At 73.2% G+C, this 25,822-nt stretch carries 24 protein-coding genes; 17 read left to right on the plus strand and 7 right to left on the minus strand.

All coding sequences use genetic code 11. From position 1 onward, the window contains the following. The first annotated feature begins 14 nt into the window (after positions 1–14). The 3 genes from BM339_RS03880 (at position 15) to BM339_RS03890 (ending at position 2,848) form a co-directional block, all read left to right on the plus strand. Positions 15–311, plus strand: coding sequence for a YggT family protein (locus BM339_RS03880; protein ID WP_021598409.1), 297 nt, complete (start codon positions 15–17; stop codon positions 309–311). 57 nt (positions 312–368) lie between these two features. Then, complete coding sequence (locus BM339_RS03885; RefSeq protein WP_021598410.1) at positions 369–1,295, plus strand: DivIVA domain-containing protein; 927 nt, start codon at positions 369–371, stop codon at positions 1,293–1,295. A gap of 152 nt (positions 1,296–1,447) precedes the next feature. After that, entirely contained in the window at positions 1,448–2,848 is a 1,401-nt protein-coding gene (locus BM339_RS03890; protein WP_075019897.1) for a hypothetical protein, read from the plus strand. Positions 2,849–2,914: 66 nt separating this feature from the next. Here BM339_RS03890 and BM339_RS03895 read toward each other — a convergent pair whose 3' ends face one another. Next, entirely contained in the window at positions 2,915–3,694 is a 780-nt protein-coding gene (locus BM339_RS03895; RefSeq protein ID WP_075019898.1) for a DUF1707 domain-containing protein, read from the minus strand. Positions 3,695–3,799: 105 nt separating this feature from the next. Then, entirely contained in the window at positions 3,800–6,973 is a 3,174-nt protein-coding gene (gene ileS, locus BM339_RS03900; protein WP_075020142.1) for an isoleucine--tRNA ligase, read from the minus strand. Between the two features lie 737 nt (positions 6,974–7,710). Between ileS and BM339_RS51140 the strand changes: the two genes are divergently transcribed. From BM339_RS51140 to BM339_RS03915, 3 genes are all read left to right on the plus strand, one after another. Then, complete coding sequence (locus BM339_RS51140; protein WP_033332203.1) at positions 7,711–8,127, plus strand: TraR/DksA family transcriptional regulator; 417 nt, start codon at positions 7,711–7,713, stop codon at positions 8,125–8,127. Between the two features lie 68 nt (positions 8,128–8,195). Further along, entirely contained in the window at positions 8,196–8,846 is a 651-nt protein-coding gene (lspA, locus tag BM339_RS03910; RefSeq protein ID WP_256255206.1) for a signal peptidase II, read from the plus strand. Then, positions 8,846–9,778, plus strand: a complete 933-nt coding sequence (locus BM339_RS03915; RefSeq protein ID WP_021596163.1) for an RluA family pseudouridine synthase — start codon at positions 8,846–8,848, stop codon at positions 9,776–9,778. Before lspA ends, BM339_RS03915 begins: the two co-directional genes overlap by 1 nt. Before the next feature lie 6 nt (positions 9,779–9,784). On the opposite strand, the gene BM339_RS03920 is transcribed toward BM339_RS03915, so the two are convergent. Further along, positions 9,785–10,111: a chorismate mutase gene (locus BM339_RS03920; protein ID WP_021596164.1), complete on the minus strand. Its 327-nt coding sequence runs from the start codon at positions 10,109–10,111 to the stop codon at positions 9,785–9,787. 445 nt (positions 10,112–10,556) lie between these two features. Between BM339_RS03920 and dnaE the strand changes: the two genes are divergently transcribed. Beyond that, positions 10,557–14,111: a DNA polymerase III subunit alpha gene (gene dnaE, locus BM339_RS03925; protein ID WP_075019900.1), complete on the plus strand. Its 3,555-nt coding sequence runs from the start codon at positions 10,557–10,559 to the stop codon at positions 14,109–14,111. A gap of 196 nt (positions 14,112–14,307) precedes the next feature. Here the strand turns inward: dnaE and BM339_RS03930 are convergent, their stop codons facing one another. Then, on the minus strand, positions 14,308–15,003 hold the full coding sequence (locus BM339_RS03930; protein ID WP_021596166.1) for a DUF6882 domain-containing protein: 696 nt from the start codon (positions 15,001–15,003) through the stop codon (positions 14,308–14,310). 152 nt (positions 15,004–15,155) lie between these two features. Between BM339_RS03930 and BM339_RS48395 the strand changes: the two genes are divergently transcribed. Next, on the plus strand, positions 15,156–15,734 hold the full coding sequence (locus BM339_RS48395; RefSeq protein ID WP_021596167.1) for a hypothetical protein: 579 nt from the start codon (positions 15,156–15,158) through the stop codon (positions 15,732–15,734). Here BM339_RS48395 and ybaK read toward each other — a convergent pair. Beyond that, on the minus strand, positions 15,618–16,115 hold the full coding sequence (gene ybaK, locus BM339_RS03935; protein ID WP_021596168.1) for a Cys-tRNA(Pro) deacylase: 498 nt from the start codon (positions 16,113–16,115) through the stop codon (positions 15,618–15,620). The genes BM339_RS48395 and ybaK overlap by 117 nt on opposite strands. A gap of 22 nt (positions 16,116–16,137) precedes the next feature. Then, a complete protein-coding gene (locus BM339_RS03940) occupies positions 16,138–16,800 on the minus strand; it encodes an LON peptidase substrate-binding domain-containing protein (protein ID WP_075019901.1) in 663 nt (220 codons plus the stop codon). Positions 16,801–16,991: 191 nt separating this feature from the next. Here BM339_RS03940 and BM339_RS03945 point away from each other — a divergent pair, with 191 nt between their 5' ends. From BM339_RS03945 to BM339_RS03980, 9 genes are all read left to right on the plus strand, one after another. After that, positions 16,992–17,804, plus strand: coding sequence for a PhzF family phenazine biosynthesis protein (locus BM339_RS03945; protein ID WP_021596170.1), 813 nt, complete (start codon positions 16,992–16,994; stop codon positions 17,802–17,804). A 66-nt stretch (positions 17,805–17,870) separates the two neighbouring features. Beyond that, positions 17,871–19,178 (plus strand): histidinol dehydrogenase, encoded by a 1,308-nt coding sequence (gene hisD / locus BM339_RS03950; RefSeq protein WP_021596171.1) that lies wholly within the window; start codon positions 17,871–17,873, stop codon positions 19,176–19,178. After that, positions 19,175–20,320 carry a histidinol-phosphate transaminase gene (locus tag BM339_RS03955; protein WP_083597229.1) on the plus strand — a complete coding sequence of 382 codons (1,146 nt, stop codon included), beginning with the start codon at positions 19,175–19,177 and terminating at the stop codon, positions 20,318–20,320. The genes hisD and BM339_RS03955 overlap by 4 nt, the downstream gene beginning before the upstream one ends. Further along, complete coding sequence (gene hisB, locus BM339_RS03960; protein ID WP_021596173.1) at positions 20,317–20,910, plus strand: imidazoleglycerol-phosphate dehydratase HisB; 594 nt, start codon at positions 20,317–20,319, stop codon at positions 20,908–20,910. Before BM339_RS03955 ends, hisB begins: the two co-directional genes overlap by 4 nt. A gap of 2 nt (positions 20,911–20,912) precedes the next feature. After that, a complete protein-coding gene (locus BM339_RS49575; RefSeq protein ID WP_021596174.1) occupies positions 20,913–21,083 on the plus strand; it encodes a hypothetical protein in 171 nt (56 codons plus the stop codon). Then, on the plus strand, positions 21,080–21,715 hold the full coding sequence (gene hisH, locus BM339_RS03965) for an imidazole glycerol phosphate synthase subunit HisH (protein ID WP_021596175.1): 636 nt from the start codon (positions 21,080–21,082) through the stop codon (positions 21,713–21,715). The genes BM339_RS49575 and hisH overlap by 4 nt, the downstream gene beginning before the upstream one ends. Before the next feature lie 34 nt (positions 21,716–21,749). Then, positions 21,750–22,469, plus strand: a complete 720-nt coding sequence (gene priA, locus BM339_RS03970) for a bifunctional 1-(5-phosphoribosyl)-5-((5-phosphoribosylamino)methylideneamino)imidazole-4-carboxamide isomerase/phosphoribosylanthranilate isomerase PriA (protein ID WP_075019902.1) — start codon at positions 21,750–21,752, stop codon at positions 22,467–22,469. Between the two features lie 16 nt (positions 22,470–22,485). Beyond that, entirely contained in the window at positions 22,486–23,247 is a 762-nt protein-coding gene (hisF, locus tag BM339_RS03975) for an imidazole glycerol phosphate synthase subunit HisF (RefSeq protein WP_021596177.1), read from the plus strand. Positions 23,248–23,264: 17 nt separating this feature from the next. Continuing rightward, complete coding sequence (locus tag BM339_RS03980) at positions 23,265–24,110, plus strand: ATP-grasp domain-containing protein (RefSeq protein ID WP_021596178.1); 846 nt, start codon at positions 23,265–23,267, stop codon at positions 24,108–24,110. A 9-nt stretch (positions 24,111–24,119) separates the two neighbouring features. On the opposite strand, the gene BM339_RS03985 is transcribed toward BM339_RS03980, so the two are convergent. Continuing rightward, positions 24,120–25,811: a CocE/NonD family hydrolase gene (locus tag BM339_RS03985; protein ID WP_075019903.1), complete on the minus strand. Its 1,692-nt coding sequence runs from the start codon at positions 25,809–25,811 to the stop codon at positions 24,120–24,122. Positions 25,812–25,822 lie beyond the last annotated feature (11 nt).

A 25,822-nucleotide genomic window follows, 5' to 3' on the forward strand; every position in this document is an offset into this window, starting at 1 on the left:
ATGCGAGAGTATCCGTGAACATCGTTGGATCCGTCCTGCAGGGCATCCTGTACCTGTTCCTCCTGTTCCTGATCGGGAGGCTGGTCCTGGAGGTCCTGCAGTCCTTTGCCCGGCAATGGAAGCCGACCGGGGTGGTGCTGGTGATAGCCGAGGCGACCTACACGGTCACCGATCCGCCGCTGAAGCTGCTCAGGCGTTTCATCCCGCCCATCCGGCTGGGTAACGTTGCACTCGACCTCAGCTTCACCGTCCTCATCCTTGTGGTCTGGGTCTTGATCATCTTCGTCGGCTCCATATTCGGCGGAGGCTAGGTCGATCGGATACCGTCCTTCGGGGACAGACTCCAAGCGCGCCAAGGAGACGAGAACATGCCGCTGACACCCGCCGACGTGCGGAACAAGCAGTTCAGTACCACCAGGCTGAGGCCGGGGTACGACGAGGAGGAGGTGGACGCCTTCCTCGACGAGGTCGAGGCGGAGCTTGACCGCCTCATCCAGGAGAACGAGGAGCTGCGGGCCAAGCTGGCCGAATGCCTGCGCGGCAAGGTTCCCGCCATGGCCGCTCCCATCGTGGAGCCGAAGCCGGACGTCCAGAAGATCCCCGAGCCGCCGCGCCCCGAGCCGCAGCCGCAGCCCGAGCCGGAGCCCGCGCTCGGCGGCCTCGGCATGGCCGCCGCGCCCACCGGCGAGGACAACATGGACACCGCGGCCCGCGTGCTCGCGCTGGCCCAGCAGACCGCCGACCAGGCGATCGCCGACGCCCGCCGGGAGGCCGACGAGACGCTCGGCCGCGCCCGCCGGGAGGCCGAGGAGATCCTCGGCAAGGCCCGCCGGCAGGCCGACCAGATCGTCAGCGAGGCCCGCTCCCGCGCCGAGGCCCTCGACCGCGACGCCCAGGAGCGGCACCGCCAGGTCATGGGCTCGCTCGTGCAGCAGCGCGAGGAGCTGGAGCGCGAGGTCGACAACCTGCGCGCGTTCGAACGCGAGTACCGCAGCAGGCTGAAGGTGTACCTGGAAGGCCAGCTGCGCGATCTGGAGGCGGGCAGCACCGAGACGGGCGCGTTCGCCGCCGTCCCGGGCGCCGCGCCCTCGCAGGCCCAGCAGACCGCTCCCCAGCCCGGCCCGCAGACGGGGCCGCAGGGCCAGCTGCAGCACGCCGACACCCGCAACGGCGGCCCGGCCCCGGCCCCGGCACCGGGCACGTTCCCGTCGCCCGAGCACGCCCAGCAGGTCCAGCACTCGGCGACCGGCGCGTTCCACGCGGGCGGCGACAACCCGCCGCACGACAGGCGCTGATCCGGCCGCCACAGGCGATAGTGTCGTCCTGATCGCCGCGCCGGGGATGGCGGCTCCGCCGTCCCCGCGGCGCCGGACGGCCATCCTGTGCGCCGGCCGCCGGGCCTCGCGCGGCCCGAGGCCGAGCGGTCCGAACGAGTGGGAGAGACCCTGTGATCATCCTGAGTGGCGTTCTCGTGGTGGTGGCGATCGCCCTGCTGGTAGCGGGAATCGTCGCCGGCAACGGAGACAGCGCCCAGGTCTTCGGCCTGGACGCGCTGGTGGTCATCTACATCTCGATCGCCGTCAGCATCGTCTCCGCGCTCTGCCTGGCCATCGGGGTGTTCCTGCGGCGCAAGGAGCTGTTCGGCCCGGGGGTCCCGGTCGCGCCCGCCCGTACGACCAAGAAGGCCAAGAAGGACAAGCGCAAGAAGAGCACGCCGCCCGCGCCCGCCAAGGCCGCCCCGAGCGCCCTGGAGGCGGCGGCCCCGCCGGCGGAGCCCGCCGACGACGAGGTGGAGGTCCCCGCCCCGCCCGCGGACGTGCCGGACGACGCCCTGGTGTTCGTCGTCCGCGGCCGCAAGCGCTACCACCTCGACACCTGCCGGCAGCTCGCCGGCCGGGAGACCGAGGAGCTCACCTACGCCGAGGCCCGGGAAGAGGGCTTCAGCTCCTGCACCGCCTGCATGCCCGACACCGCACTGGCGGCGCGCGCCGCGGCGTCGGCACCCGCGTCCTCCGACGCGGGCAGGGCGGCGGCCACCGGCCCCGGCGCGGAGCGCTCCGAGGGCGGTCTGGCGGGCATCGCCAGGCCGGCGCCCTCGGCCCTGTCCTTCGACAAGCCGGGGTCCTTCGACCAGCCCGGCTCTTACGACAGGCCCGGCTCCCTCGACAAGCCCGGGTCGTCGGACAGGACGGCCGAGATCCCGCGGCCGGACGAGCCCGAGCCGGACGCGCCGGCGCCCCGCCCGGCGGGGCCCACCCTCACCGACATCCCCGTCGCGGGCGTCGTCGGCTCCGCGGGGGAGGCGCCCACGGCCGCGGAGAGCCCCGAACCCGCCGCGGAGGACTCCGGGGACCGGCCCACCTGGGAACGGACCGCTGAGACCGAATCCGCCCCGCCGGACGTCACCGTCGACCTGGGCCCCGCGCCGTTCGGCGCCGAGCCGCTCGGTGAGCCGCTCGGTGCAGAGCCTCTCAGTGCTGAGCCGCTCGACGCCCCCACCGCCCCGCGCCCTCGCGACGCCGACGACGAGGACCCCCTGGACACCGGCCGCGAGCCCGCCTCGCCGGTCTCGGACCGGGACACCGCGGCGGACGAGGACGAGCCCGCCACCGCGCACGATCCTGAGCCGTCCGCGTCCGGCGAGCCCGAGCCCGAGCCCGAGCCCGAGGGCCCGCAGGTCCGCATCCTGAGCGGCACCAAGCGCTACCACCGCGTCGACTGCGCCCTGATCGAGGACATCGGCGACGAGGCCGACGACCTGGAGTCGCTGTCCCGCGCGGAGGCCAAGTCCCGGGGCTGCACGCCCTGCCTGGTCTGCCAGCCCGACCGCGAGCACGCCCGCGACTGACCGCGACGACCGCGACCGACCGCGCGAACCCCGGGCGGCGGGCGGCGTCCCGGGCCGGTTCCGGGGTCAGCGGCCGTGGCGCCGCTCGTGGCGGAGCTCGCGGAGCCGGTCGCGGCGGTCGTCCCGCCGCTCCTCGTGCATGTCGGTGTGCCGCCGCCGCATCTCCTCGTGGTGCAGCCGGTGCGCCTCGCGCCGCCGGGAGCGGCGCCCGCCCTTCTCGCCCACCGCGCGGCGGGTGACGGTGACCCCGCCGAACAGCAGCATGCCGGTCAGCCGGATGACGGGGGCGTCCGGGTCGGTGGTGTCGTCCTCCGGCAGGTCGTTGCCGCCGAAGATCGCCACGTTGGACCCGACGACCCGGACGCCGGGCGGCACGATCATGGTGACCCCGCCGAAGACGCAGGTGACGTTGACCGTCACCTCGCCCTGGCTGAGGACGGCCTGCCGGAAGTCCAGGTCGGCGCCGCCGAACACGCAGGACACGTTGGTGGTCGGCTCGACCAGCCAGCGGCCCTTCCGCTCCACCCCGGAGAAGATCGCCACGAGGTTCGGCGACTGCGACGGGGGCGGGGCGGCCGGCCGCGGCTCCTTGCGCAGGTCGACGCGCGGCCCGGGGGCCTGCTCACCCGGCAGATCGCTGAGGACGGGCTCCAGCTCGGCGTACGTCTTGGCGTTGTAGACGGCGTCGATGCGCTCGGCGTGCTCCTCCGGCGTGATGCGCCCCTCGGCGAGCGCCTCGCGCAGGCGGTCGGCGACCTGGTCGCGGTCGGCGTCCGACGCGCGCATGCCGGCGGGCGACGGCCGCGCCGGTGGTTCGGGCCCGGAGGGCTGCTCGGGAAGGTTCACCGGACCATCATCGCAAACGCGATGTGTCGCGATGAACCCCATCGCGGAAAGTTCTCCGCCGCGGCCGGGCCCGGACGGTTCCGGGCCCGGCCGCGGCGGCGGGCCTCACGCCTTGCGGAGGTAGTAGGTGAGGCCGAGCTCCTCGTCGCGCGCGGCCGTGAGGCCTTCGGGGCGGCCCTCGGCCACCGTGGTCGCGAGCACCTCGGCGGCGACCTCCGCGGTGTGGGCGCGCAGGGCCTCGGCGAGGTCGGTGCCGGTGGCCTCCCACCACAGGTCGATGCGGTCGGTCACCTCCAGCCCGGCGGCCTTGCGGCCCTCCTGGACGAGCCGGACGGCCTCCCGCACCAGGCCCGCGCGGCGCAGCTCGGGCGTGACGGTGAGGTCGAGCGCGACGGTCTCGCCGGCGGCGCTCTCCACGGCCCAGCCGCTGCGCGGCCGCTCGGTGACGATCACGTCGTCCGGGGAGAGCGGCACCGTGCCGAGCCCGTCGGCCTCGACCTCGGCGGAGCCGGCGCGCAGCGCGTGCACGAGGGCCGCCGGGTCGGCGGAGGTGATCGCCTTGGCCACCTTCGGGGTGTCCTTGGCGTACCGCTTGCCGAGCTCGCGGAAGTTCGGCTTGACCTCGTACTCGACCAGGTCGCCGCCGATCGACGACAGCTCCTCGAAGCCGAGCACGTTCAGCTCCTCGGAGATCTGGGCGCGCAGCTGCCCGGGCAGCGCCGCCCACCCTGCGGCGCCGACGAGAGCGCGGCCGAGCGGCTGGCGGGTCCGGACCCCGCTCGCCGCACGGGCGGAGCGGCCCAGCTCGACCAGGCGCCGGACGAGCGCCATCTGCGCGGTCAGCTCCTCGTCCAGCAGCGTCTCGTCCACGGCCGGCCAGTCGGCGAGGTGCACCGACTCGGGGCCGTCCTCGGTGCGGATCACATCCCAGACGTGGTCGGTGATGAACGGGACGATCGGCGCCATGAGGCGGGTGAGCGTCTCCAGGCACTCGTAGAGCGTCGCGAACGCGGCCGAGCCGTCGGGCGTCTCCGGGCCCTCCCAGAAGCGCCGGCGGGAGCGGCGGACGTACCAGTTGGACAGGTCGTCGACGAACTGGGAGAGGCGCCGGCCGGCGCGGGCGGTGTCGAACTCCTCCAGGGCGCCGTCGACCTCGCGGACGGTGCGGTGCAGTTCGGCGAGCGCCCAGCGGTCCAGGAGCGGGCGGTCGGCGGGGGCGGGCGCCTCGGACCGCCGGTCCGGCGTCCACGCGCGGCCCTGCGCCTCGGCCGCGTTCGCGTACAGGACGAAGAACGACGCGGTGTTCCAGTAGGTGAGCAGGACCTTCCGGACGATCTCCTCCAGAGCGCCGTGCCCGACGCGGCGGGACGCCCAGGGCAGCCCGCTCGCGGCCATGAACCAGCGCACCGCGTCGGCGCCGTGCTGGTCCATCAGCGGGATGGGCCGCAGGACGTTCCCGAGGTGCTTGCTCATCTTGCGGCCGTCCTCGGCGAGGATCAGGCCGAGGCACACGACGTTCTCGTAGGACGACTGGTCGAACACCAGCGTCCCCACGGCCATGAGGGAGTAGAACCATCCGCGGGTCTGGTCTTGGGCCTCGCAGATGTACTGGGCCGGGTAGGAGTCCTCGAACACCTCGTTGTTGCGGTAGGGGGCGCCCCACTGCGCGAACGGCATCGACCCGGAGTCGTACCAGGCGTCGATGACGTCGGGCACGCGGCGCGCCTCCGTCCCGCAGCGCGGGCAGGGGAACGCCACGTCGTCGACATAGGGGCGGTGCGGGTCGAGCGCGGACAGGTCGCGCCCTGCCAGCTCGCCCAGCTCCTTCAGCGACCCCACACAGGTGATGTGGTCCTCGTCGTCGCCGCAGACCCACAGGGGGAGGGGCGTGCCCCAGTAGCGGCTCCTGGACAGCGACCAGTCGACGTTGTTGCGCAGCCACTCCCCGTACCGGCCGTGCTTGACGGTCTCGGGGTACCAGTTGGTCTTCTCGTTCTCCTCCAGCAGCCGGTCCTTGATCTGCGTGGTCCGGATGTACCAGGCGGGCAGCGCGTAGTAGAGGAGCGGCGTGTGGCAGCGCCAGCAGTGCGGGTAGCTGTGGTCGAAGTGGCCGCCGCGGAACAGCAGTCCGCGCGCGCGCAGGTCTTCGGTGAGCGGTTCGTCGGCGTCCTTGAAGAACTTGTTGCCGACCAGGGGCACCTCCCGCAGGAAGCGCCCATCCGGCCCGATCGGGTTGACGATCGGCATCCCGTAGTTCTTGCAGACGGTCATGTCGTCGCCGCCGAAGGCGGGCGCCTGGTGGACGAGCCCGGTGCCGTCCTCCACCGTGACGTAGTCGCCCAGGACGACGTAGTGCGAGTCCGGGATGTCGACCAGCTCGAACGGCCGCCGGTACGTGGTCCGCTCAAGGTCGGTGCCCTGGAACGCGGCCAGCCGCTCGGCGCCCTCGCCGAGCACCTGGTCGAGGAGGGGCTCGGCCACGACGAGCACCTCGTCGGACCCCCGTGGGCGGGCGGCGACATAGGTGACGTCCGGGTGGACGGCCACGGCGGTGTTGGACACCAGCGTCCACGGGGTCGTGGTCCAGATGAGCAGCGCGGCGCCCATCTCGGCCAGCGGGCCGGACGTGGCGGGCATCCGCACGTACACCGACGGGCTGGTGACCGTCTCGTACCCGCCGGGCTGGCCCAGCTCGTGGTCGGACAGGCCCGTCCCGCAGCGCGGGCAGTAGGGGGTGATGCGGAAGTCGCGGAACAGCAGGCCCTTGCCGAACACCTGCTTGAGGGACCACCAGACGGACTCGACGTACTCGGGGTCCATCGTGCGGTAGGCCTCGTCGGTGTTGACCCAGTAGCCCATGCGCTCGGTCATCTCTTCGAACGCGTCGACGTGGCGCAGGACCGACTCGCGGCAGCGGGCGTTGAACTCCGCGACGCCGTACTCCTCGATGTCCTTCTTGCCGGTGAGGCCGAGCTCCTTCTCCACGGCGACCTCGACGGGCAGCCCGTGGCAGTCCCAGCCGGCCTTGCGCGGGACGTGGCGGCCCTTCATGGTCTTGAAGCGCGGGAAGACGTCCTTGAACACGCGGGCCTCGACGTGGTGGACGCCCGGCATGCCGTTGGCGGTCGGCGGCCCCTCGTAGAACACCCACGGGGCACCGGACGCGGTGCGCTCCAGCGACCGCTCGAAAACCTTGTTCTCCTGCCAGCGGCGCAGCATGTCCCGCTCCAGGGCGGGCAGATCGACCTGCGCGGGCAGTGGCCGAAAGGCTCGGCTCACGATGGCGGACCTCCGGATCGACGTGGGCACGTTGACCGGAGGGACGAGGCGCGTGCCCGGACTCGGTCCGGGCGGCCCCGCGGTACCACCCTCCTTGGCCGCCCCGGTTCCGGCGCGGCCCGCTTCGTTCCAGTCTCGGCCACCGGGTCTACTGGGCCCCGCGGACGGGCGTCCGGGGCGGTTCTTCCGGCGGCTCCGGGGTGATCAGACCGCCGGGCTCGCCCCCGGGCTCGCACCGTCCCCGGGTCGCTCATGGCTGCGTGCGGCGGCAGGTGTCCCCATCAGCGCCTGCCATACGACTGCTCGTCCAGACTCTAACGCACCCCGGCGCGCCGCTCTTCCCGTTTTCCGCCGCGGCGCCCACGGTTCCTTTGCGATCTCGTGCGCAGGGCCGGGGTTTTCCCGCGATCGGCGACCGGGCATAAGCGGTCGGTAACACGGCCCAGGTTGTTTACCGTGCCCGAGAGAGGGGACCTATGCTGCCCGCACTGCCCGTCGAGGCGACCACCGCGAGGGAGGCCGACATGGCCGGCGCGAGGAGGGGCACGCCGCCCGCCGCGAGCAAGACCCGGGGCACGGCACGGCCGTCCCAGAGCAGGACGGCGGGCGCGAAGGCGCCCGCGGCCAAGAGCCCGGCGGCGAAGGGGCCCGCGACCAAGGGCGGTGCCGCGAAGCCTGGGCGGCCGGGCGGGCGCGCGGCGCCCGCGCGGGACCGGGACCCAAGGGACCGGGACGCGCTGGACGAGGCGGCGCCGAAGGCGACGGCCGCGGAGCTGCCGGTCCGCGAGGGCGAGCACCGGTGGACGGCGGGCGAGCTCGCCGAGGTGCGGGCCGGGCTGGAGGAGCAGATCGAGACGCTGCGCGCCGAGATCGCGGCGTCCGCGAGCCAGATCGCCGAGGGCGACACCAGCGACGGCGCGGGCGACGACCAGGCGGACGCGGGCGCCAAGACCTACGAGCGGGAGCACGAGCTCGCGCTGTCCTACAATTCACAGGACCTGCTCGCCCAGATCGAGCGCGCCGTCCAGCGGATGAACGCGGGCACGTACGGGATCTGCGAGTCCTGCGCCAAACCGATCGGTAAGGCGCGACTCCAGGTCTTCCCGCGTGCGACCCTATGTGTGACATGCAAACAACGCGAGGAACGTCGCTGAGCGACTCAACGAACCCAGAGCGCGAGGCCGGGGGGACCACGGGGTCTCCTCGGCCGCGCCGCGTCGGCGTGCTGGTCGCCGTGGCCGTGGCCGCGCTCGCCGCCGACATCGCATCCAAGATCATCGTGGTGGCGACGCTGCAGGACCGGGAGCCGGTCCGGCTGCTCGGCGGCCTGCTGACGCTGCGCGAGACCCGCAACAGCGGCGCCGCGTTCTCGATCGGCACCGGCTACACCATCGTGTTCACGCTGATCGCCTGCGGCGTGGTGGTGGCGATCCTGCGCACCGCCCGCAACCTGCGCAGCGTCCCGTGGGCGGTCTGCCTCGGCCTGCTGCTCGGCGGCGCGGTCGGCAACCTCCTCGACCGGCTGCTGCGCTCCCCGGCCCCGCTGAAGGGGCACGTCGTCGACTGGATCCAGCTGCCGCACTGGCCGGTGTTCAACCTGGCCGACTCGGCGATCGTCTGCGGCGGCGTGCTGGCCGTCCTGCTGGCGGCGCGCGGGCTGCAGGTGGACGGGACGCGCCTTCCCGGCAAGGACGAGGCCGGCGACTCCGGCGAGAGCGGCGCCCCCGAGGCGCCCGAGGCCGAGGCCGGCCCCGAAGTGCGCGAGACCGAGGCGCGCGAGACCGAGGCGCCCGAGCCCGCCGGGCCGAAGCCCGAGGCCGGGGACTCGGCCGGGGACGGGGCCGGGGTGAAGGCCCCGGAAGAGAAGTCCTGATGGCGGATGTGCGCGGCCTTCCCGTGCCGGACGGCCTGGAGGGCGAGCGGATCGACGCCGCGCTGGCCCGCCTCTTCGGCGTGTCGCGGGGCAGCGCCGCCGACATCATCGCCGCGGGCGACGTCCTGCTGGACGGCGCGCAGGTGGCCACGAAGTCGGAGCGCCTACACGCGGGCGCCTGGCTGGAGGTCACCCTCCCGCCGCCGCCCGCCCCGCCCGCGCCGGTTGCCGAGCCCGTCCCCGGGATGGGCGTGCTGTACGAGGACGACGACATCGTCGTGGTGAGCAAGCCGGTCGGCGTCGCCGCCCACCCGACGACCGGCTGGACGGGCCCGACCGTCCTCGGCGGGCTGCTCGGGGCCGGGCACACGATCGCCACGAGCGGCGCGTCCGAGCGGCAGGGCATCGTGCACCGGCTGGACGCCAACACGACCGGCGCGATGGTCGTGGCGAAGAGCGAGGTCGCGTACTCGCGGCTCAAGCGCGCGTTCAAGGAGCGCCGGATCGACAAGCGGTACCGGGCGCTCGTCCAGGGGCATCCCGACCCGTTCCGCGGGACGGTCGACGCGCCCATCGACCGGCATCCCTCCGGTGACGGCCGGTTCGCGGTCGTGGCGGGCGGCAAGCCGTCCGTCACCCACTACGACACCGTCGAGGCGTTCCGGGCGGCGACGCTGCTCGACATCGACCTGGAGACGGGGCGCACCCACCAGATCCGCGTGCACATGTCCGCGATCAGGCATCCGTGCGCGGGGGACATGGCGTACGGCGCCGACCCGACCCTGGCGGAGCGGCTCGGGCTCAGGAGGCAGTGGCTGCACGCCGTCCGGCTGGGGTTCGAGCACCCCACCAAGGGCGAGTGGGTGGAGTTCGAGAGCCCGTACCCGGACGACCTGGCCCGCGCGCTGGAGATCGTCGAAGCGGAGTCCTGAGCGGGGTCATCCGCGCGTCTCGGCGGCGTCCAGGCCCGCCTCGATGATCGCGTTCACGATGGGGGCGAGCCGGCCGGCGCCGAGGGACGGCGCGCGCTCCGCCATGGCCTCGACGATCCGCCGCTCCCGGCCGGGGTCGCGGCCGGCGAAGCCGCCGACCGGCTTGAGCCGCTGGACGACGGCGGCCACCGCGGCGCGGTGCTCCAGCAGGGTGGCGAGCGCCGCGTCGAGATCGTCGATCGCCGCGCGGGCCGCGCCGAGCGTCGTGATGGCCTCGGCGGACGGCAGCGCCACGCGCAGCTCGCCGGCGGATTCGAGGACCTCGTCGTGCATCTCGGATTCCCTTCGTGCGGCGGCGGCAGCGCCAGGGGATCCGTGCCCGGGGCCGCGCCTGATCAGCGAGAACGCGGAGCACGCGCGGTGCTCCGCCTGGGGCCGGCTCCGGGGTCGTCGCTCAGGTCGCGGCGGCGACCGGCTCGCCCGGAGCCGGCCGCGTAAACCTGGGATGGCGACGTTCCACGGGCGACATCGTAGGCCGGAGCGCCCGGCCGCCGCCACATCGCGGACGGATCGTCCCGCCTGTCGAGACGGTCGGCGGGCGTCGCGGGCAATGGGCGCGTCGGAGGCGCGAGTGACGGAAGAAGCGGGTTAGGCTCTCAGCACCGCGTCGTCCCGGCACCGCGCCCGGGCCGGCGACCTTCCCCCGGTACCGAGATGCCGACACGTGCGAGCCACGCACGTGGGCGGTCGCATGCGACGAGCAGGAGGCGCAGCACGCATGGCCGACTCTTTCGTTCACCTGCACGTTCATACCGAGTACTCCATGCTCGACGGAGCCGCCCGGTTGAAGCAGATGTTCGAGGAGGTCGGGCGGCAGAAGATGCCGGCGATCGCCATGACCGACCACGGCAACATGCACGGCGCCTACGACTTCCACAGGCAGGCGACGGCGGCCGGGGTCACCCCCATCATCGGGATCGAGGCCTACCTGGCGCCCGAGTCCCGCTACCACAAGAAGAAGGTTCAGTGGGGTGAGCCGAGCCAGAAGCGCGACGACGTCTCCGGCGGCGGGCTGATCAACCACAAGACGCTGTGGGCGCGGAACAGGACCGGCCTGCACAACCTGTTCAAGCTGTCCAGCCGCGCCTACACCGAGGGCTTCGTCTTCAAGTACGCGCGCATGGACGAGGAGCTCCTCGCCGAGCACGCCGAGGGCGTGATGGCCACCACGGGCTGCCCGTCCGGCAAGGTGCAGACCCGCCTGCGGCTCGGCCAGTTCGACGAGGCGCTGAAGGCCGCCGCCGCGTTCCAGGACATCTTCGGCAAGGAGAACTACTTCCTGGAGCTGATGGACCACGGGCTGGAGATCGAGCGCCGCGTCCGCGACGGGCTCATCGAGATCAGCAGGAAGCTGAACATCCCCCCGGTCGTCACCAACGACTCGCACTACACGCACGAGTCCGAGGCGACCGCGCACGACGCGCTCCTGTGCGTCCAGGTGGGCAAGCAGCTCGCCGACCCCGACCGCTTCCGGTTCGACGGGTCCGGCTACTACCTGAAGACCGCCGACGAGATGCGCGGCATCGACTCGTCCGACATCTGGCTGGAGGGGTGCAGGAACACCCTGCTCATCGCCGAGAAGGTCGACCCGGGGGGGATGTTCGAGTACCGCGACCTCAGCCCCCGCTTCCCCGTCCCCGAGGGCGAGACGGAGGAGAGCTGGTTCCGCAAGGAGGTCTGGAAGGGCCTGGAGCGCCGCTTCCCCGACGGCCTTCCGGACGGCTACAAGGAGCAGGCCGAGTACGAGATGGGCGTCATCCTCGGCAAGGGGTACCCGTCCTACTTCCTCGTCGTCGCCGACTTCATCATGTGGGCCAAGGAGAACGGCATCCTGGTCGGCCCCGGCCGCGGCAGCGCCGCCGGCTCCCTGATCGCCTACGCGATGGGCATCACCGACCTCGACCCGATCCCGCACGGGCTGATCTTCGAGCGGTTCCTGAACCCCGAGCGCGCGTCCATGCCCGACATCGACATCGACTTCCCTGAAGACCGGCGGGCCGAGGTCATCAAGTACACGACCGAGAAGTGGGGCGCCGACAAGGTCTCGTTCATCGCCACGTTCGGCACCATCAAGGCGAAGGCCGCCATCAAGGACGCCGGCCGCGTCCTCGGCTTCCCCTACGCCCTCGGCGACCGGATCTCCAAGGCGTTCCCGCCCGCCGTGATGGGCAAGGACATCCCGCTGTCGGGCATCTTCGACGACAAGCACCCGCGCTACGGCGAGGCCGGCGAGCTGCGCAAGCTGTACGAGGAAGAGACCGACGTCAAGCAGATCATGGACCTGGCGCAGGGCCTGGAGGGCCTGATCCGCCAGACCGGCGTGCACGCCGCCGGGATCATCATGTCCGGCGAGACGATCACCGACCACGTCCCGATCATGCGCCGGGACGCCGACGGCGCCATCATCACGCAGTTCGACTACCCGACCTGCGAGACGCTCGGCCTGCTGAAGATGGACTTCCTGGGCCTGCGGAACCTGACGATCATCGACGACGCGCTCAAGGGCATCGAGAAGAACAAGGGCGTCAAGGTCGACCTGCTCGCGCTTCCCCTGGACGACAAGAAGACCTACGACCTGCTCGCCCGCGGCGACACCCTCGGGGTGTTCCAGTTCGACGGCGGCCCGATGCGGTCCCTGCTCCGGCTGATGAAGCCGGACAACTTCGAGGACATCTCCGCCGTCGGCGCCCTCTACCGGCCCGGCCCGATGGGCGCGAACTCCCACACCAACTACGCGCTCCGCAAGAACGGGCAGCAGGAGATCACCCCGATCCATCCGGAGCTGGAGGAGCCCCTCAAGGAGATCCTCGACACCACCTACGGCCTGATCGTCTACCAGGAGCAGGTCATGGCGATCGCGCAGAAGGTGGCGGGCTACACGCTCGGCAAAGCGGACCTGCTGCGCCGCGTCATGGGCAAGAAGAAGAAGGCCGAGCTGGACGCCCAGTACGTCGGCTTCGAGAAGGGCATGCTCGACAACGGCTTCTCCAAGGAGGCCGTCAAGACGCTGTGGGACATCCTCGTCCCGTTCTCCGACTACGCGTTCAACAAGGCGCACTCGGCCGCGTACGGCCTGGTGTCCTACTGGACGGCCTACCTGAAGGCGAACTACCCGGCCGAGTACATGGCGGGCCTGCTCACGTCCGTCGGCGACGACAAGGACAAGAGCGCCCTGTACCTGTCGGAGTGCCGCCGGATGGGCCTGAAGGTGCTGCCGCCGGACGTCAACACGTCCGAGGCCGACTTCACCCCGCTCGGCGACACCGAGATCCGCTTCGGGCTGTCGGCCGTCCGCAACGTCGGCCACAACGTGGTCGACGGGATCGTCGCGGCCCGCAGGGAGAAGGGCGCCTACACCGACTTCAACGACTTCCTGAACAAGGTCCCGCCGCAGGTCTGCAACAAGCGGGTCGTGGAGTCGCTCATCAAGGCGGGCGCGTTCGACGAGCTCGGCCACCAGCGCAAGGCGCTGCTGATGGTGCACGAGCAGGCCATCGACTCCGTCATCGACATCAAGCGCAAGGAGGCCGTCGGGCAGGACTCCCTCTTCGGCGCCCTGGAGGACGAGGGCGGCGAGGACGCGTTCGCCGTCGCGATCCCCGAGGGCGAGGAGTGGGACAAGACCACCCTGCTCGCCTTCGAGCGGGAGATGCTCGGCCTGTACGTGTCGGACCACCCGCTCCTCGGCGTCGAGCACATCCTGGAACGCGAGGCCGACTGCACCATCGCCGTGCTGAACGAGGGCGAGCGCCCCGACGGCCAGGTCGTGGTCATCGCGGGCCTGCTGTCCGGGCTGCAGCGCAAGGTCACCAAGCAGGGCAACTCCTGGGCCATGTTCCAGCTGGAGGACCTCGGCGGCTCCATCGAGGTGCTGTGCTTCCCCTCGTCCTATCAGCTGTGCTCCACGCTGCTCGCCGAGGACGCGATCCTGATCGTCAAGGGCCGGCTGGACCGCCGCGAGGACGTCGCGAAGATCATCGCGATGGAGGTCACCCAGCCGGACCTGACCATCACCGACGCGACCGGCCCGTTCTCGGTCACGCTGCCCCTCGGCCGCTGCACGCCCCCCACGGTGTCGCGGCTCAAGGAGGTGCTGGTCACCCACCCGGGCACCGCCGAGGTCCACCTGCACGTCCAGAACGGCCCGCGCACCACGGTCGTCCGCCTGGACGACAAGCTCCGCGTGGCGCCGTCCCCGGCCCTGATGGGCGACCTCAAACAGCTACTCGGCCCGTCGTGTTTGATGGCGGTTCCCTCCTCCTTCGGGCCTTGACGGCCCTCCATCGTCGGGAACCGCGCGCGATCGCTGCATCGCTCCGGCTCGCCTTGCGGCTCGCTGCGCGATCAGGTCTCGCAAGCTCGAACCTGCCTTCGGACGCGATCGCAGGCGTGGAGGTCGTCGCGTGGTTGCGGCGGCGGCCGGTGTCGTCGCCCCTGGAGCCGGACGGTGCCGGGCGCCTCGGTGAAAACTAAGAAACCGCAATAAGCGCAGCTTTCCAGTCGACGAAGCGGCCCAGGCCGTCGAAGCGGGCCTGGGCGGTGCCGCCGCCGGGGAGGGCGACCTCGGTGAGGAGGTCGGTCTGGTGGTAGGGGACGCGGTGGTGGGAGAGCAGGCCGGCGAGGGTGAGGCGCGGCTCGTGGGGGAACAGGGCGGTCGCGTTCGTGAGCAGGCGGGGGAGGGGGACGGGGTCCCACTGGGCGGGGGGCGCCTGCGGGTCGTCGACGTGCAGGTAGGCGGAGCCGCCGTCGTAGCCGGCGCCGATGTAGCCGCCGCCGCCGAGGACGCCGCCGGCGGCCATGGCGATCAGCTCGCCGCCGTGCCCGGCCGGGCCCTCGTACCAGGACAGGTCGACCTCGGGGGTGGTGAACTCGGTGATGCCGAGCCGCTCGCCGATCGTCCGGATCACCAGGGTGGGGGTGACCGCGGGGTGGGCGTCGCCGAACTGCGGGTTGGCCCATCCCCACAGCCAGGTGCGCTCGCGCGCCGCGTAGCTGCCGAGCAGGGAGACCCGCACGGTGACGCCGCCGCTGGTATACGTGCGGGCGGTCAGGTCGGCGCTCCAGTCCTCGCGCGGCAGGAACTCGGCGAGCGTCTCCTGCTGCTGCAGGACGACGGCCGCCAGCGCGGCGCCGAGGCGTTCGAACGCGGGACTGAATCCGGACATGTCGGGCACATTATCCCAGTAATCGGGGCGGTCGTGGGCGGGAATCGGACACCCTTCGAGAGTCGATCGGCTGACCTGGGCAGGCTAGGCTTTCGCTGTCAGAGGACTTCCACCTAGGAGCGTACGAGGTGCGGCGACCGACCGGGAGGCTCTTGACGATCTGGGCGGTCACCAGCGCCGCCGTCGCGCTGCTGGGGCCGCTCGCGGGACTGCTGTGGGCGGCCACCGCCCCCGAGGTGTCGTATGTGGTCGTGCAGGGTGAGGCACTTCTGGCCGAGCCGGAAAGCCAGGGGCCGATCGGCATCGACGCCCGGTTCGCGCTGATCGCGCTCGCCGCCGGGGTGCTGTGCGGCGTCGTCGCCTACCTGGCGGGCGGGCGCGGCAACGACGTCGCGCTGCTGCTCGGGCTGGCCGCCGGGGGCGCCGCCGCGGCCGTCCTCGCCTGGCGGACCGGCCACCTGATCGGGCTCGGCCACTTCCAGGACGCCGTCCGGCACGGGCGCGACGGCACGACCGTCGAGGGCGTCGCCGACCTGCGCGCCAAGGGCCTGCTCGTGTTCTGGGCGCTGCCCGCGGTCGCGACGTACGGGCTGCTGGAGATGGTCGTCCGGCGGCTACCCGCGGGCGATGACCGCGACGCGGGCGCCGGTGAGGCGGACGAGGTCGGCGGGGACGAGCTCGATCTGGAGTCCGCGCCGGCCGGCCGAGACGTAGACGGTCCCGAGCGCTGACACCGACGCGTCGACCACGGTCGGCAGCCGCCGGCGCTGGCCGAGCGGGCTGATCCCGCCGACCACGTACCCGGTGGCGCGCTCGGCGTCCCGGGGGTCGGCCATCCGGGCCTTCTTGCCGCCCGCCGCCGCGGCGAGCGCCTTCAGGTCCAGGCTTGCGGACACGGGGACGACGCCGACCGTCAGGTTCCCGTCGACCTCCGCCAGCAGCGTCTTGAAGATCTGGTCGTGCGGGATGCCGAGGGCGTCGGCGGCGGCCTCCCCGTAGGACGCGGCGTCCGCGTCCACCTCGTAGGTGTGCAGCGTGTACTCGATCCCGGCCTTCGCCGCGGCGACGGTCGCCGGGGTCCCCTTGCCGCCCTTGGCCTTGGCAGTGCTCATGGGGAGAGTCTGCCGCGCGCGGTCAGTTGGGCGTGAACGACCCGTCGAGGAACTGCCCGGCGGGGATCGTCGGGAGCACGTCCAGGATGCGGTTCTCCCGGGCCAGCAGGTCCCGTTCCGCCTCCAGCCGCAGCGCCGCGTCCTCGCACTCCAGCAGGCGCTGCTTGTCGTGCCCGTCCAGGACGAGCGACGCCGCGATCGCGTACGACAGCGCGACCGGGTCGGCGGGCGGCTCGGCCCGGTCGAACGGCACGGCGCCGGCCGCGCCGAGCCGGTGCCGGTAGAGCCGGAACAGCCGGCGGACCCGGGCCGCGAGGGGGCCGGTGCCGGCGCCGCGCTCCTCGGGCAGGAACTCGACCTCGCCGCGCAGGTAGGGCCGGGAGCGGTTCAGCTCCTTCAGCCGGAACCGCCGGGTGCCGACCGTGACGATGTCGTAGCGCCCGTCCGGGTGCGGCGTCACCTCGCGCAGCTCGGCGACGCACCCGATCTCGGCGAGGCGGTGCGCGGCCCCCTCGCCGACCTCGTGGCCGAGCTCGATGCCGACGACGCCGAAGCCGCGCGGCTCGGGTTGTTCGAGGAGGTCGGCGATGAGACGGCGGTACCGGTCCTCGAACAGGTGCAGGGGGAGCACGAGCCCCGGGAACAGGACCGTGCCCAGGGGGAACAGGGCGAGCCGCTCGGTCACAGTCCACTCCCACGCTGCCGGGCGCACCGGGAGACGCCCTATCGCCGCCAGGGTACGTCCATATTGATGATCTTGGTAATGGTTGGTTTTTCACATTGTGAAGAGGGTCGGCGGTGGAAATGTGTCCGGCGGGCCACTTCCGGGGCATTGGCCATGCCGCCCGGCCGGCGCCGGTCGGTAGCGTCGGGGCCATGAGGATGCTGATCGTCGACGCCTTCGCCGCCCGCCCGTTCGCCGGCAACCCGGCCGGGGTGTGCCTGCTCGCGGACGCCGCCGACCCCGCGTGGATGCAGCAGGTCGCCGCGGAGATGAAGCACTCCGAGACCGCGTTCGTCCGCCCGGTCGACGATCCCGAAGCCGACTTCGAGCTGCGCTGGTTCACCCCCAACGCGGAGGTCGCCCTGTGCGGCCACGCCACCATGGGCACCGCCCACGCCCTCTTCGAGACCGGCATCGCCGAGGCCGGTGCCCCGATCCGGTTCCGGACCCTGAAGAGCGGCGTTCTCACCGTGACCCGCGACGGCGACGGCGGCCTGTCGATGGACTTCCCGTCGTGCCCGCCGGAACCGATCGACGTCCCGGGCGGGCTCGCCGAGGCGCTCGGCGTCCCGGTGTCCGCCGCCGGGCGCAACGTCCAGAACGACGTTCTCGCCGAGGTCGGCGACGAGGCGGCGGTCCGCGGCCTCGCCCCCGACATCGCGGCGCTCGGCCGGCTCGACGCCCGCGGCGTGATCGTCACCGCGGCGGCCGATCCCGGGCGGGAGCACGACTTCACGTCCCGGTTCTTCGCCGCCCGCCTCCTGCACGGCGACGGCGAGGACCCGGTGACCGGCTCCGCGCACTGCGCCCTCGCGCCCTACTGGGCGGAGCGCCTCGGCCGCGACACGCTGACCGGCTATCAGGCGTCCGAGCGCGGCGGGCACGTCCGGGTGGCCCTGCGCGGCGACCGCGTGATCCTGTCCGGGCGGGCCGTCACCGTCCTGGACGGCACCCTGACCGCGTGACCGGCGCGGCGTCTCGGTACGTGAGACGGTGCGCGGGGGACCGAGGGCACTCCGTAGACTGGACGGGTGATTTCCCGTATCGACCTGCGCGGCTCGCTTCCCGGCGATCTGCGCTCCGTGCTGCCCCGCGCCGAACTCGACGTCGAGGCCGCCCTGGACAAGGTGCGGCCCATCTGCGAGGACGTGCGCCATCGCGGCTCGGCGGCGGTCCGGGAGCACACCAAGGCTTTTGACGGGGTCGGGCTGGAGAGCACGCGGGTCCCGGTCGAGACCGTCCACCGGGCCCTCGCCGCGCTCGACCCGGCCGTCCGGGACGCGCTGGAGGAGAGCATCCGCCGCGCCCGCGCCGTGCACCGCGCGCAGCGCCGCACCGACGTGACCACGCGGGTCGTGCCCGGCGGCACCGTCACCGAGAAGTGGATCCCGGTCGGGCGGGTCGGGCTGTACGTGCCGGGCGGGCGCGCCGTGTACCCGTCCAGCGTGGTGATGAACGTCGTCCCCGCGCAGGAGGCGGGCGTCGCCTCCCTCGCCGTCACCTCGCCGCCGCAGAAGGAGCACGGCGGCCTCCCGCACCCGGCCATCCTCGCGGCCTGCGCGCTGCTCGGGGTCGACGAGGTGCACGCCGCCGGGGGCGCGCAGGCGATCGCGATGTTCGCCTACGGGACGGACGAGTGCCCCCGCGCCGACCTCGTCACCGGTCCCGGCAACGTCTACGTCGCCGCCGCGAAGCGGCTGCTCAAGGGCGTGATCGGCATCGACGCCGAGGCCGGCCCGACGGAGATCGCGATCCTGGCCGACGGCACCGCCGACCCGGTGCACGTCGCCGCCGACCTGATCAGCCAGGCCGAGCACGACACGCTCGCCGCCGCCGTCCTCGTGACCGACTCGCCGCGGCTCGCCGACGACGTCGAGGCGGAGTTGAAAGCGCAGGTCGGGCGCACCAAGCACACCGAGCGGATCGCCGAGGCGCTCGCCGGGCGGCAGTCCGGCATCGTCCTCGTGGACGGCGTCGAGGACGGCCTGAAGGTCGTGGACGCCTACGCCGCCGAGCACCTGGAGATCCAGACCGCGGACGCCGCCGCCGTCGCCGCCCGCGTCCGCAACGCCGGCGCGATCTTCGTGGGCCCGCACGCGCCGGTGTCGCTCGGCGACTACCTGGCGGGGTCCAACCACGTCCTGCCGACCGGCGGGTGCGCCTGCCACTCCTCCGGGCTGTCGGTCCAGTCGTTCCTGCGCGGCGTGCACGTCGTCGAGTACGGCCGCGACGCCCTCGCCGAGGCGACCTCCCGGGTGGTCGCGCTCGCCGAGGCCGAGGACCTGCCCGCGCACGGCGCCGCCCTGAAGGCCCGCTTCGACTGGGAGATCCCTTCGTGACGTCCCTCAACGACCTGCCGCTCCGGGACGACCTGCGCGGCAAGGAGCCCTATGGCGCCCCGCAGCTGGACGTGCCGTACGCGCTGAACACCAACGAGAACCCGTACCCGCCGTCCGAGCGCCTGGTGAAGGCCGTCGGCGAGGCCGTCATGGACGTCGCCGGGTCGCTGAACCGCTACCCCGACCGGGACGCGGTCGCCCTCCGCGAGGACCTCGCCGCGTTCCTGAACGCCGACACCCCGGGCGCGGGCCTCGACGCCGGCCGGGTGTGGGCCGCCAACGGCTCCAACGAGATCATCCAGCAGATCCTGCAGGCGTTCGGCGGGACGGGCCGGACCGCGCTCGGCTTCGAGCCGTCCTACTCGATGCACCCGATCATCACCGGGGTGTCCGGGACGCGCTGGGTGAACGCCTTCCGCGACGAGGACTTCGGGCTCGACCCCGGCCGCGCCGTCGCCGCCGTCGAGGAGCACCGCCCCGACGTCGTGTTCCTCACCTCGCCGAACAACCCCACCGGCACCGCGCTGCCGCTCGGCGCCATCGAGGCCGTGCTGGAGGCCGCGCCCGGCATGGTCGTCGTCGACGAGGCGTACGCCGAGTTCCGCCGCGAGGGCACCCCGTCCGCGCTGACGCTGCTGGACGGCAACCCGCGGCTGATCGTCACCCGGACTATGTCGAAGGCGTTCGCGATGGCCGGGACCCGGCTCGGCTACCTGGCCGCCGACCCGGCCGTCGTCCAGGCACTGCAGCTCGTCCGGCTGCCCTACCACCTGTCGGCCGTCACCCAGGCCGTCGCGCGCACCGCCCTCGCCCACGGCGAGGAACTGCTCGGCGGCGTCGACGCCCTCCGCCGCGGCCGCGACGACCTGGTCGCGTGGCTGCGCGCCGAGGGGTTCCGGGTGGCCGACTCCGACGCCAACTTCGTCCTGTTCGGGACGTTCCCCGACCGCCGGAAGGTCTGGGAGGGCCTGCTCGCTCGCGGCGTGCTGATCCGGGAGGTGGGGCCGCCCGAATGGCTGCGGGTCAGCGTCGGCACCCCGGAGGAGATGGCCGCCTTCCGCACCGCCCTCCTCTCCGAGGGTGGGCGACCCCCCGCACGCCCCGAGACGGCTTCGTCGTCGACAGCGAAGGAGAACTCGTGACACGCAAAGGCCGCATCGAACGCGGGACCAAGGAGACCCAGGTCCTCGTCGAGATCGACCTGGACGGCACCGGCCAGGTCGACGTCGCGACCGGCGTGGGGTTCTTCGACCACATGCTGGCCCAGCTCGGCAAGCACGGGTCGTTCGACCTGACCGTCAAGACGGCGGGCGACCTGCACATCGACAGCCACCACACGATCGAGGACACCGCCATCGCGCTCGGCCAGGCGTTCCGCGAGGCGCTCGGCGACAAGGCGGGCATCCGCCGCTTCGCCGACGCCTCCATCCCGCTGGACGAGGCGCTCGCGCAGGTCACCGTGGACGTCTCCGGCCGCCCCTACCTGGTGCACGTGGAGCCGGACGGCATGGCCCCGATGATCGGCCCCGAGTACGACACCACCCTGACCCGGCACATCTTCGAGTCGTTCGTGTCGAACGCGCAGGTGGCGCTGCACGTCCACGTCCCGTACGGGCGCAACGCCCACCACATCGTGGAGGCGCAGTTCAAGGCCCTCGCCCGCGCACTGCGCGACGCCGTGGCGTTCGACCCGAAGGTGCACGGCATTCCTTCCACCAAGGGGGCTCTGTAGCCGTGCACATCGGCGACCTGCACTTCACCTACGGCAACGTGGTGATCTTCGCGGTGGCGGTGTTCCTGCTGGCGGGCGTCTACAGCTTCGTCAAGCAGGGCCTCAAGATCGCCGCGCTGATCCTCCTGGTCCTCGCCGGGCTGGCGTTCGCCGGGGGAGTGATGTGGCTGTGAAGGACGTCGTCATCCTCGACTACGGCTCGGGGAACCTGCGCTCGGCCGAGCGCGCCGTCGCCCGCGCGGGCGCGGAGGTGACCGTCACCGCCGACTGGGACGCCGCCCTCGCCGCCGACGGCCTGGTCGTCCCCGGCGTCGGCGCGTTCGCCGCCTGCATGGCGGGGCTGCGCGGCGTCCGCGGCGAGCAGATCATCGGCCGCCGCCTCGCCGGCGGGCGTCCCGTCCTCGGCATCTGCGTCGGCATGCAGATCCTGTTCTCCAAGGGCATCGAGCACGGCGTCACGACCGAGGGCTGCGACGAGTGGCCGGGCACGGTCGACCGCCTGAACGCGCCGGTCGTCCCGCACATGGGCTGGAACACCGTCGACGTCCCCGAGGGCTCGGCCCTCTTCCGCGGCCTGGAGGACGAGCGCTTCTACTTCGTCCACTCCTACGCGGCGCGCGCCTGGGAGCTGGAGCCCGACCCGACCGGCACCATCGAGCCGCCGCTGGTCACCTGGTCCGAGCACGGCGACCGGTTCGTCGCCGGCGTCGAGAACGGCCCGCTGTGCGCCACCCAGTTCCACCCGGAGAAGTCCGGCGACGCCGGCGCCGCGCTCCTGCGCAACTGGCTCGCCACCCTCGCCTGACCACCCGTCTCATCTGCATCGATAGGGTTTCCGCATGACTCTGACGCTCCTTCCCGCGGTCGACGTCGCCGGTGGCCGGGCGGTCCGCCTGGTGCAGGGCGAGGCCGGGACCGAGACCTCCTACGGCGCCCCGCTTGAGGCGGCGCTGGCCTGGCAGGAGGCGGGGGCGGAGTGGATCCATCTGGTCGACCTGGACGCGGCGTTCGGGCGCGGGTCCAACCGGGAGCTGCTCGCCGAGGTCACCGGGAAGCTGGACGTGAAGGTCGAGCTGTCGGGCGGCATTCGCGACGACGCGTCGCTGGAGGCGGCGCTGTCCACCGGCTGCGCCCGGGTCAACATCGGCACCGCCGCGCTGGAGGACCCGGACTGGTGCCGGAAGATCATCGCCTCCCGCGGCGACAAGATCGCGGTGGGGCTGGACGTGCGGGGCACGACGCTGGCCGCGCGCGGCTGGACGCGGGAGGGCGGCGACCTCTGGGAGGTCCTCGCCCGCCTGGAGGACGACGGCTGCCCCCGGTACGTGGTCACCGACGTCACCAAGGACGGCACCCTCCGCGGCCCCAACACCGGCCTCCTGCGCGAGGTCTGCTCCCGCACCGACCGGCCCGTCATCGCGTCCGGCGGCGTGTCCTCGCTGGACGACCTGCGCGCGCTGGCCGGGCTGGTGGCCGACGGCGTCGAGGGCGCGATCGTCGGCAAGGCCCTGTACGCCCAGGCGTTCACGCTGGAAGAAGCCCTGGAGGCCGTGAAGTGAGCGGGGAGGCCGTGAAGTGACCGTGGCCGTGCGGGTGATCCCGTGCCTGGACGTCGACGCCGGGCGCGTCGTCAAGGGCGTCAACTTCCAGAACCTCCGGGACGCCGGCGACCCCGTCGAGCTGGCCGCCCGCTACGACGCCGAGGGCGCCGACGAGCTGACGTTCCTGGACATCACCGCGTCCAGCGCCGACCGCTCCACCACCTACGACGTGGTGCGGCGCACCGCCGAGCAGGTGTTCATCCCGCTGACCGTCGGCGGCGGCATCCGCGCCGTCGAGGACGTCGACCGGCTCCTGCGCGCGGGCGCCGACAAGGTCTCGATCAACACCGCCGCCATCGCGCGCCCGGAGTTCCTGCGGGAGGCCGCGCACCGCTTCGGCTCCCAGTGCGTCGTCCTGTCGGTGGACGCCCGCCGCGCCGAGGGCACCGAGTCCGGTTTCGAGGTCACCACGCACGGCGGCCGCAAGGGGACGGGCATCGACGCGATCGAGTGGGCCCGCCGCGGCGAGGAACTGGGCGTCGGCGAGATCCTGCTGAACTCCATGGACGCCGACGGCACCAAGGCCGGCTTCGACCTGGAGATGCTCCGCCGCGTCCGGGCGACCGTCTCCGTCCCGGTGATCGCGAGCGGCGGCGCCGGCGCCGTGGAGCACTTCGCCCCGGCCGTGGGCGCGGGCGCGGACGCCGTCCTCGCCGCCAGCGTCTTCCACTTCGGCGAGCTGAAGATCCCCGAGGTCAAGGCCGCGCTGCGCGAGGCGGGCCACCCGGTCCGCTGAACGAGGAACCCCCCGAGATGACCATCGCGTTCGCGACGTGCTCCCTGCTGCCCGACGGGAGCGACGACGCCCGGATCCTGATCGGCGCCCTCGCGCGCCTCGGCGCCGCCGCCGAGCCCGCCGTCTGGGACGCCGACGTCGACTGGTCCCGCCACGACCTGGTCGTCGTCAGCTCCACCTGGGACTACCCCGGCCGCCGGGACCGGTTCGTCGCGTGGGCGGAGAGCCTGCCGCGCGTCCTCAACCCGGCCGGGATCATCCGCTGGAACACCGACAAGCGCTACCTCCGCGACCTCGCCGCCGCGGGCGTCCCGGTCGTCCCGACGCTGTGGGATCCGGGCGACATCCCGTCCGGATGGCCGGAGTACGTCATCAAGCCGGCCGTCTCGATCGGCTCCGCCGACACGGCCCGCTGGGGGCCGGGCGAGGAGGCCGCGGCCCGCGCCCACCTGCGCTCGCTCCGCGCCGCGGGCCGGACGGCGATGGTCCAGCCGTACCTGTCCGCGGTCGACACCGCCGGCGAGACGGCGCTGGTCTTCTGCGCGGGCGAGTACAGCCACGCCGCCCGCAAGGCGCGGATCCTCACCGCCGGCGCCGGCGTCGAGGGCCCCGTCAGGGACGATGCCACGCGCGGCCAGGTCACCCCGTGCACGGCGACCGAGGCCGAGCTGGACCTGGCGAGGCGCGCCCTGGCCGCCGTCCCGGGCGGCGAGGACCTCCTCTACGCCCGCGTCGACATGATCCCCGGCCCGGACGGCGCCCCGCTGATCATCGAACTGGAGCTGACCGAGCCCGCCCTGTACCTCCGGCACGCACCCGCCGCGGCCGAGAAGTTCGCGAAGGCCGTGCTGGCGCAGGTGTAGGCCGTCCGGTCAGACCACGTCGTCTTCGGGGGCCGGAGCCGCGGTCTCGGGGGAGCGCTCGGCGATGGGCAGGATGACGGCGGACGGGTGGTCGGGGCTGTGGAAGACCTCCTGGTGGGCCTTGACCATGCGCGTGCCGGCGGTGGCCAGGGGGGCTCCGGTGCCGGGGTTCGCGGCGACCTTGGGGTGGGCGCCGCTGGTGACGTGGACGCGGACGCGGTGCCCCCGCTGGAAGCGGTGGCCCGTGGGCCACAGGTCGACCGCCACCCGGAGCACGCCGTCCGGCCCCACGGGCTTCACCGCGGCGGCGGGCAGGCGCAGGCCCCCCTCGCAGACGTTGCGGGACGTCCCGTCCGGAGCGACGTCGCAGAGCCGGACGACGAAGTCGGTGTGCTCCCGGTCGGAGCGGACGAACAGGTCGGCGCCGACGGGGCCGATGACGTCCAGGTCGGCGGGCAGGGCGGGCGAGGTGAACACCAGGACGTCCGGGCGCCGCTCCAGGGGCCGGTTGTCGACCGGGCGGGAGCTGCCGAGCAGGGTGGGGCCGCCGAGCGCGGGGGTGGGGCGGGCCGGGTCGAAGGTGTAGGCGCTCGGCGGGTGGTCCTGCGGGCCGTCCTCGCCGAGGCCGCCGCCGGCGTGCAGGTGCCAGCGCGCCTGCCGCATGCCCGGCGGGGGCCAGTCGCGGTAGTTCCGCCACTCGCGGGCGCCGGTGACGTAGACGCGGACGGGGTCGCGCCGCAGCCCGGACGGGTCGCCCTGCAGGTGGGCGCGGAACCAGGCGAGCGACTCGCGGATCGCGGGCAGCCCGTGGCGGGCGTCGGTGTGCCACCAGGGCCCGATCGTCAGGTAGGGGGAGCGGCCGGCCGCGCGCAGCGCGAGATAGTCCTTGATCTCCCACGGCAGGAACACGTCGTACCAGCCGCCGAGCAGGCTGACGGGCGCGGCGACCTGGCCGACGGTGCCGCTGAAGTCGCGCCGGTCCCAGTAGCCGCCGGGGGCGGAGTGGTTGGCGAGGAGGTCCTGGTAGAAGCGCATGGGCGCGCCGCCGGCCAGCACGTCCAGCTCGGCCAGCGGGCGGCCGGACGCGGCGGCGCGGACGGCGCGGCGCCGCGACAGCAGCGGCGCGGTCAGCATGCCGAGGGGCCGCTGCTGCCGGTGCGTGAGGTCGGTCCAGGTGAGCGTGGACTCCAGCGCGAACGACCCGCCGACGTAGGCGGCGTCGCGGAAGGACGACGCGGTGATCTGCACCGACATCGCCTTCAGCTCGGGGCCCGCCTCGGCCGCGACCGCCCACGCCGCGTAGCCGAGGTAGCTGGGCCCGAACGTGGCGAACGCGCCGTGGAACCAGGGCTGCCGCTTCAGCCATTCCACGGTGACGAGCCCGTCGTCGCGCTCGCTGCCGAGCGGGTCGAACTCGCCGCCGGACCCGGACGTCCCGCGGGCGCTCTGCACGACCAGCTGGAACCCGAACGGGACGAACAGCAGGCCGTTGGCGAGGGCGGCGGGGCCGCGCCTGCCGTAGGGGGTCCGGACGAGGATCGTGGGCGGGCGCTCCACCCCCGACGGGACGTACCGGTCGGCGAGCAGCGTCACGCCGTCCGGCATGGTCACCGGCAGGTCGCGCTCGGCGGTGTAGCGGGCCAGCCCACGGGGGCGGGGAAGCCTGAGCTGCGGGGCCGGCAGTCGGTCCCAGGGCGCCATGCTGCCTCCGT

Origin of the sequence: Actinomadura madurae (genome assembly GCF_900115095.1) — a bacterium.
In the GTDB taxonomy this organism is placed as follows: Bacteria; Actinomycetota; Actinomycetes; order Streptosporangiales; family Streptosporangiaceae; genus Spirillospora; species Spirillospora madurae.

Bases quoted from the DNA above. Each gene is read 5' to 3' on its own strand.
- BM339_RS03885 (WP_021598410.1), top strand. From the start codon at position 369: ATGCCGCTGACACCCGCCGACGTGCGGAACAAGCAGTTCAGTACCACC.
- BM339_RS03915 (WP_021596163.1), top strand. From the start codon at position 8,846: ATGGCGGATGTGCGCGGCCTTCCCGTGCCGGACGGCCTGGAGGGCGAG.
- BM339_RS03920 (WP_021596164.1), bottom strand. From the start codon at position 10,111: ATGCACGACGAGGTCCTCGAATCCGCCGGCGAGCTGCGCGTGGCGCTG.
- dnaE (WP_075019900.1), top strand. From the start codon at position 10,557: ATGGCCGACTCTTTCGTTCACCTGCACGTTCATACCGAGTACTCCATG.
- BM339_RS03930 (WP_021596166.1), bottom strand. From the start codon at position 15,003: ATGTCCGGATTCAGTCCCGCGTTCGAACGCCTCGGCGCCGCGCTGGCG.
- ybaK (WP_021596168.1), bottom strand. From the start codon at position 16,115: ATGAGCACTGCCAAGGCCAAGGGCGGCAAGGGGACCCCGGCGACCGTC.
- BM339_RS03945 (WP_021596170.1), top strand. From the start codon at position 16,992: ATGAGGATGCTGATCGTCGACGCCTTCGCCGCCCGCCCGTTCGCCGGC.
- priA (WP_075019902.1), top strand. From the start codon at position 21,750: ATGACTCTGACGCTCCTTCCCGCGGTCGACGTCGCCGGTGGCCGGGCG.
- BM339_RS03980 (WP_021596178.1), top strand. From the start codon at position 23,265: ATGACCATCGCGTTCGCGACGTGCTCCCTGCTGCCCGACGGGAGCGAC.
- BM339_RS03985 (WP_075019903.1), bottom strand. From the start codon at position 25,811: ATGGCGCCCTGGGACCGACTGCCGGCCCCGCAGCTCAGGCTTCCCCGC.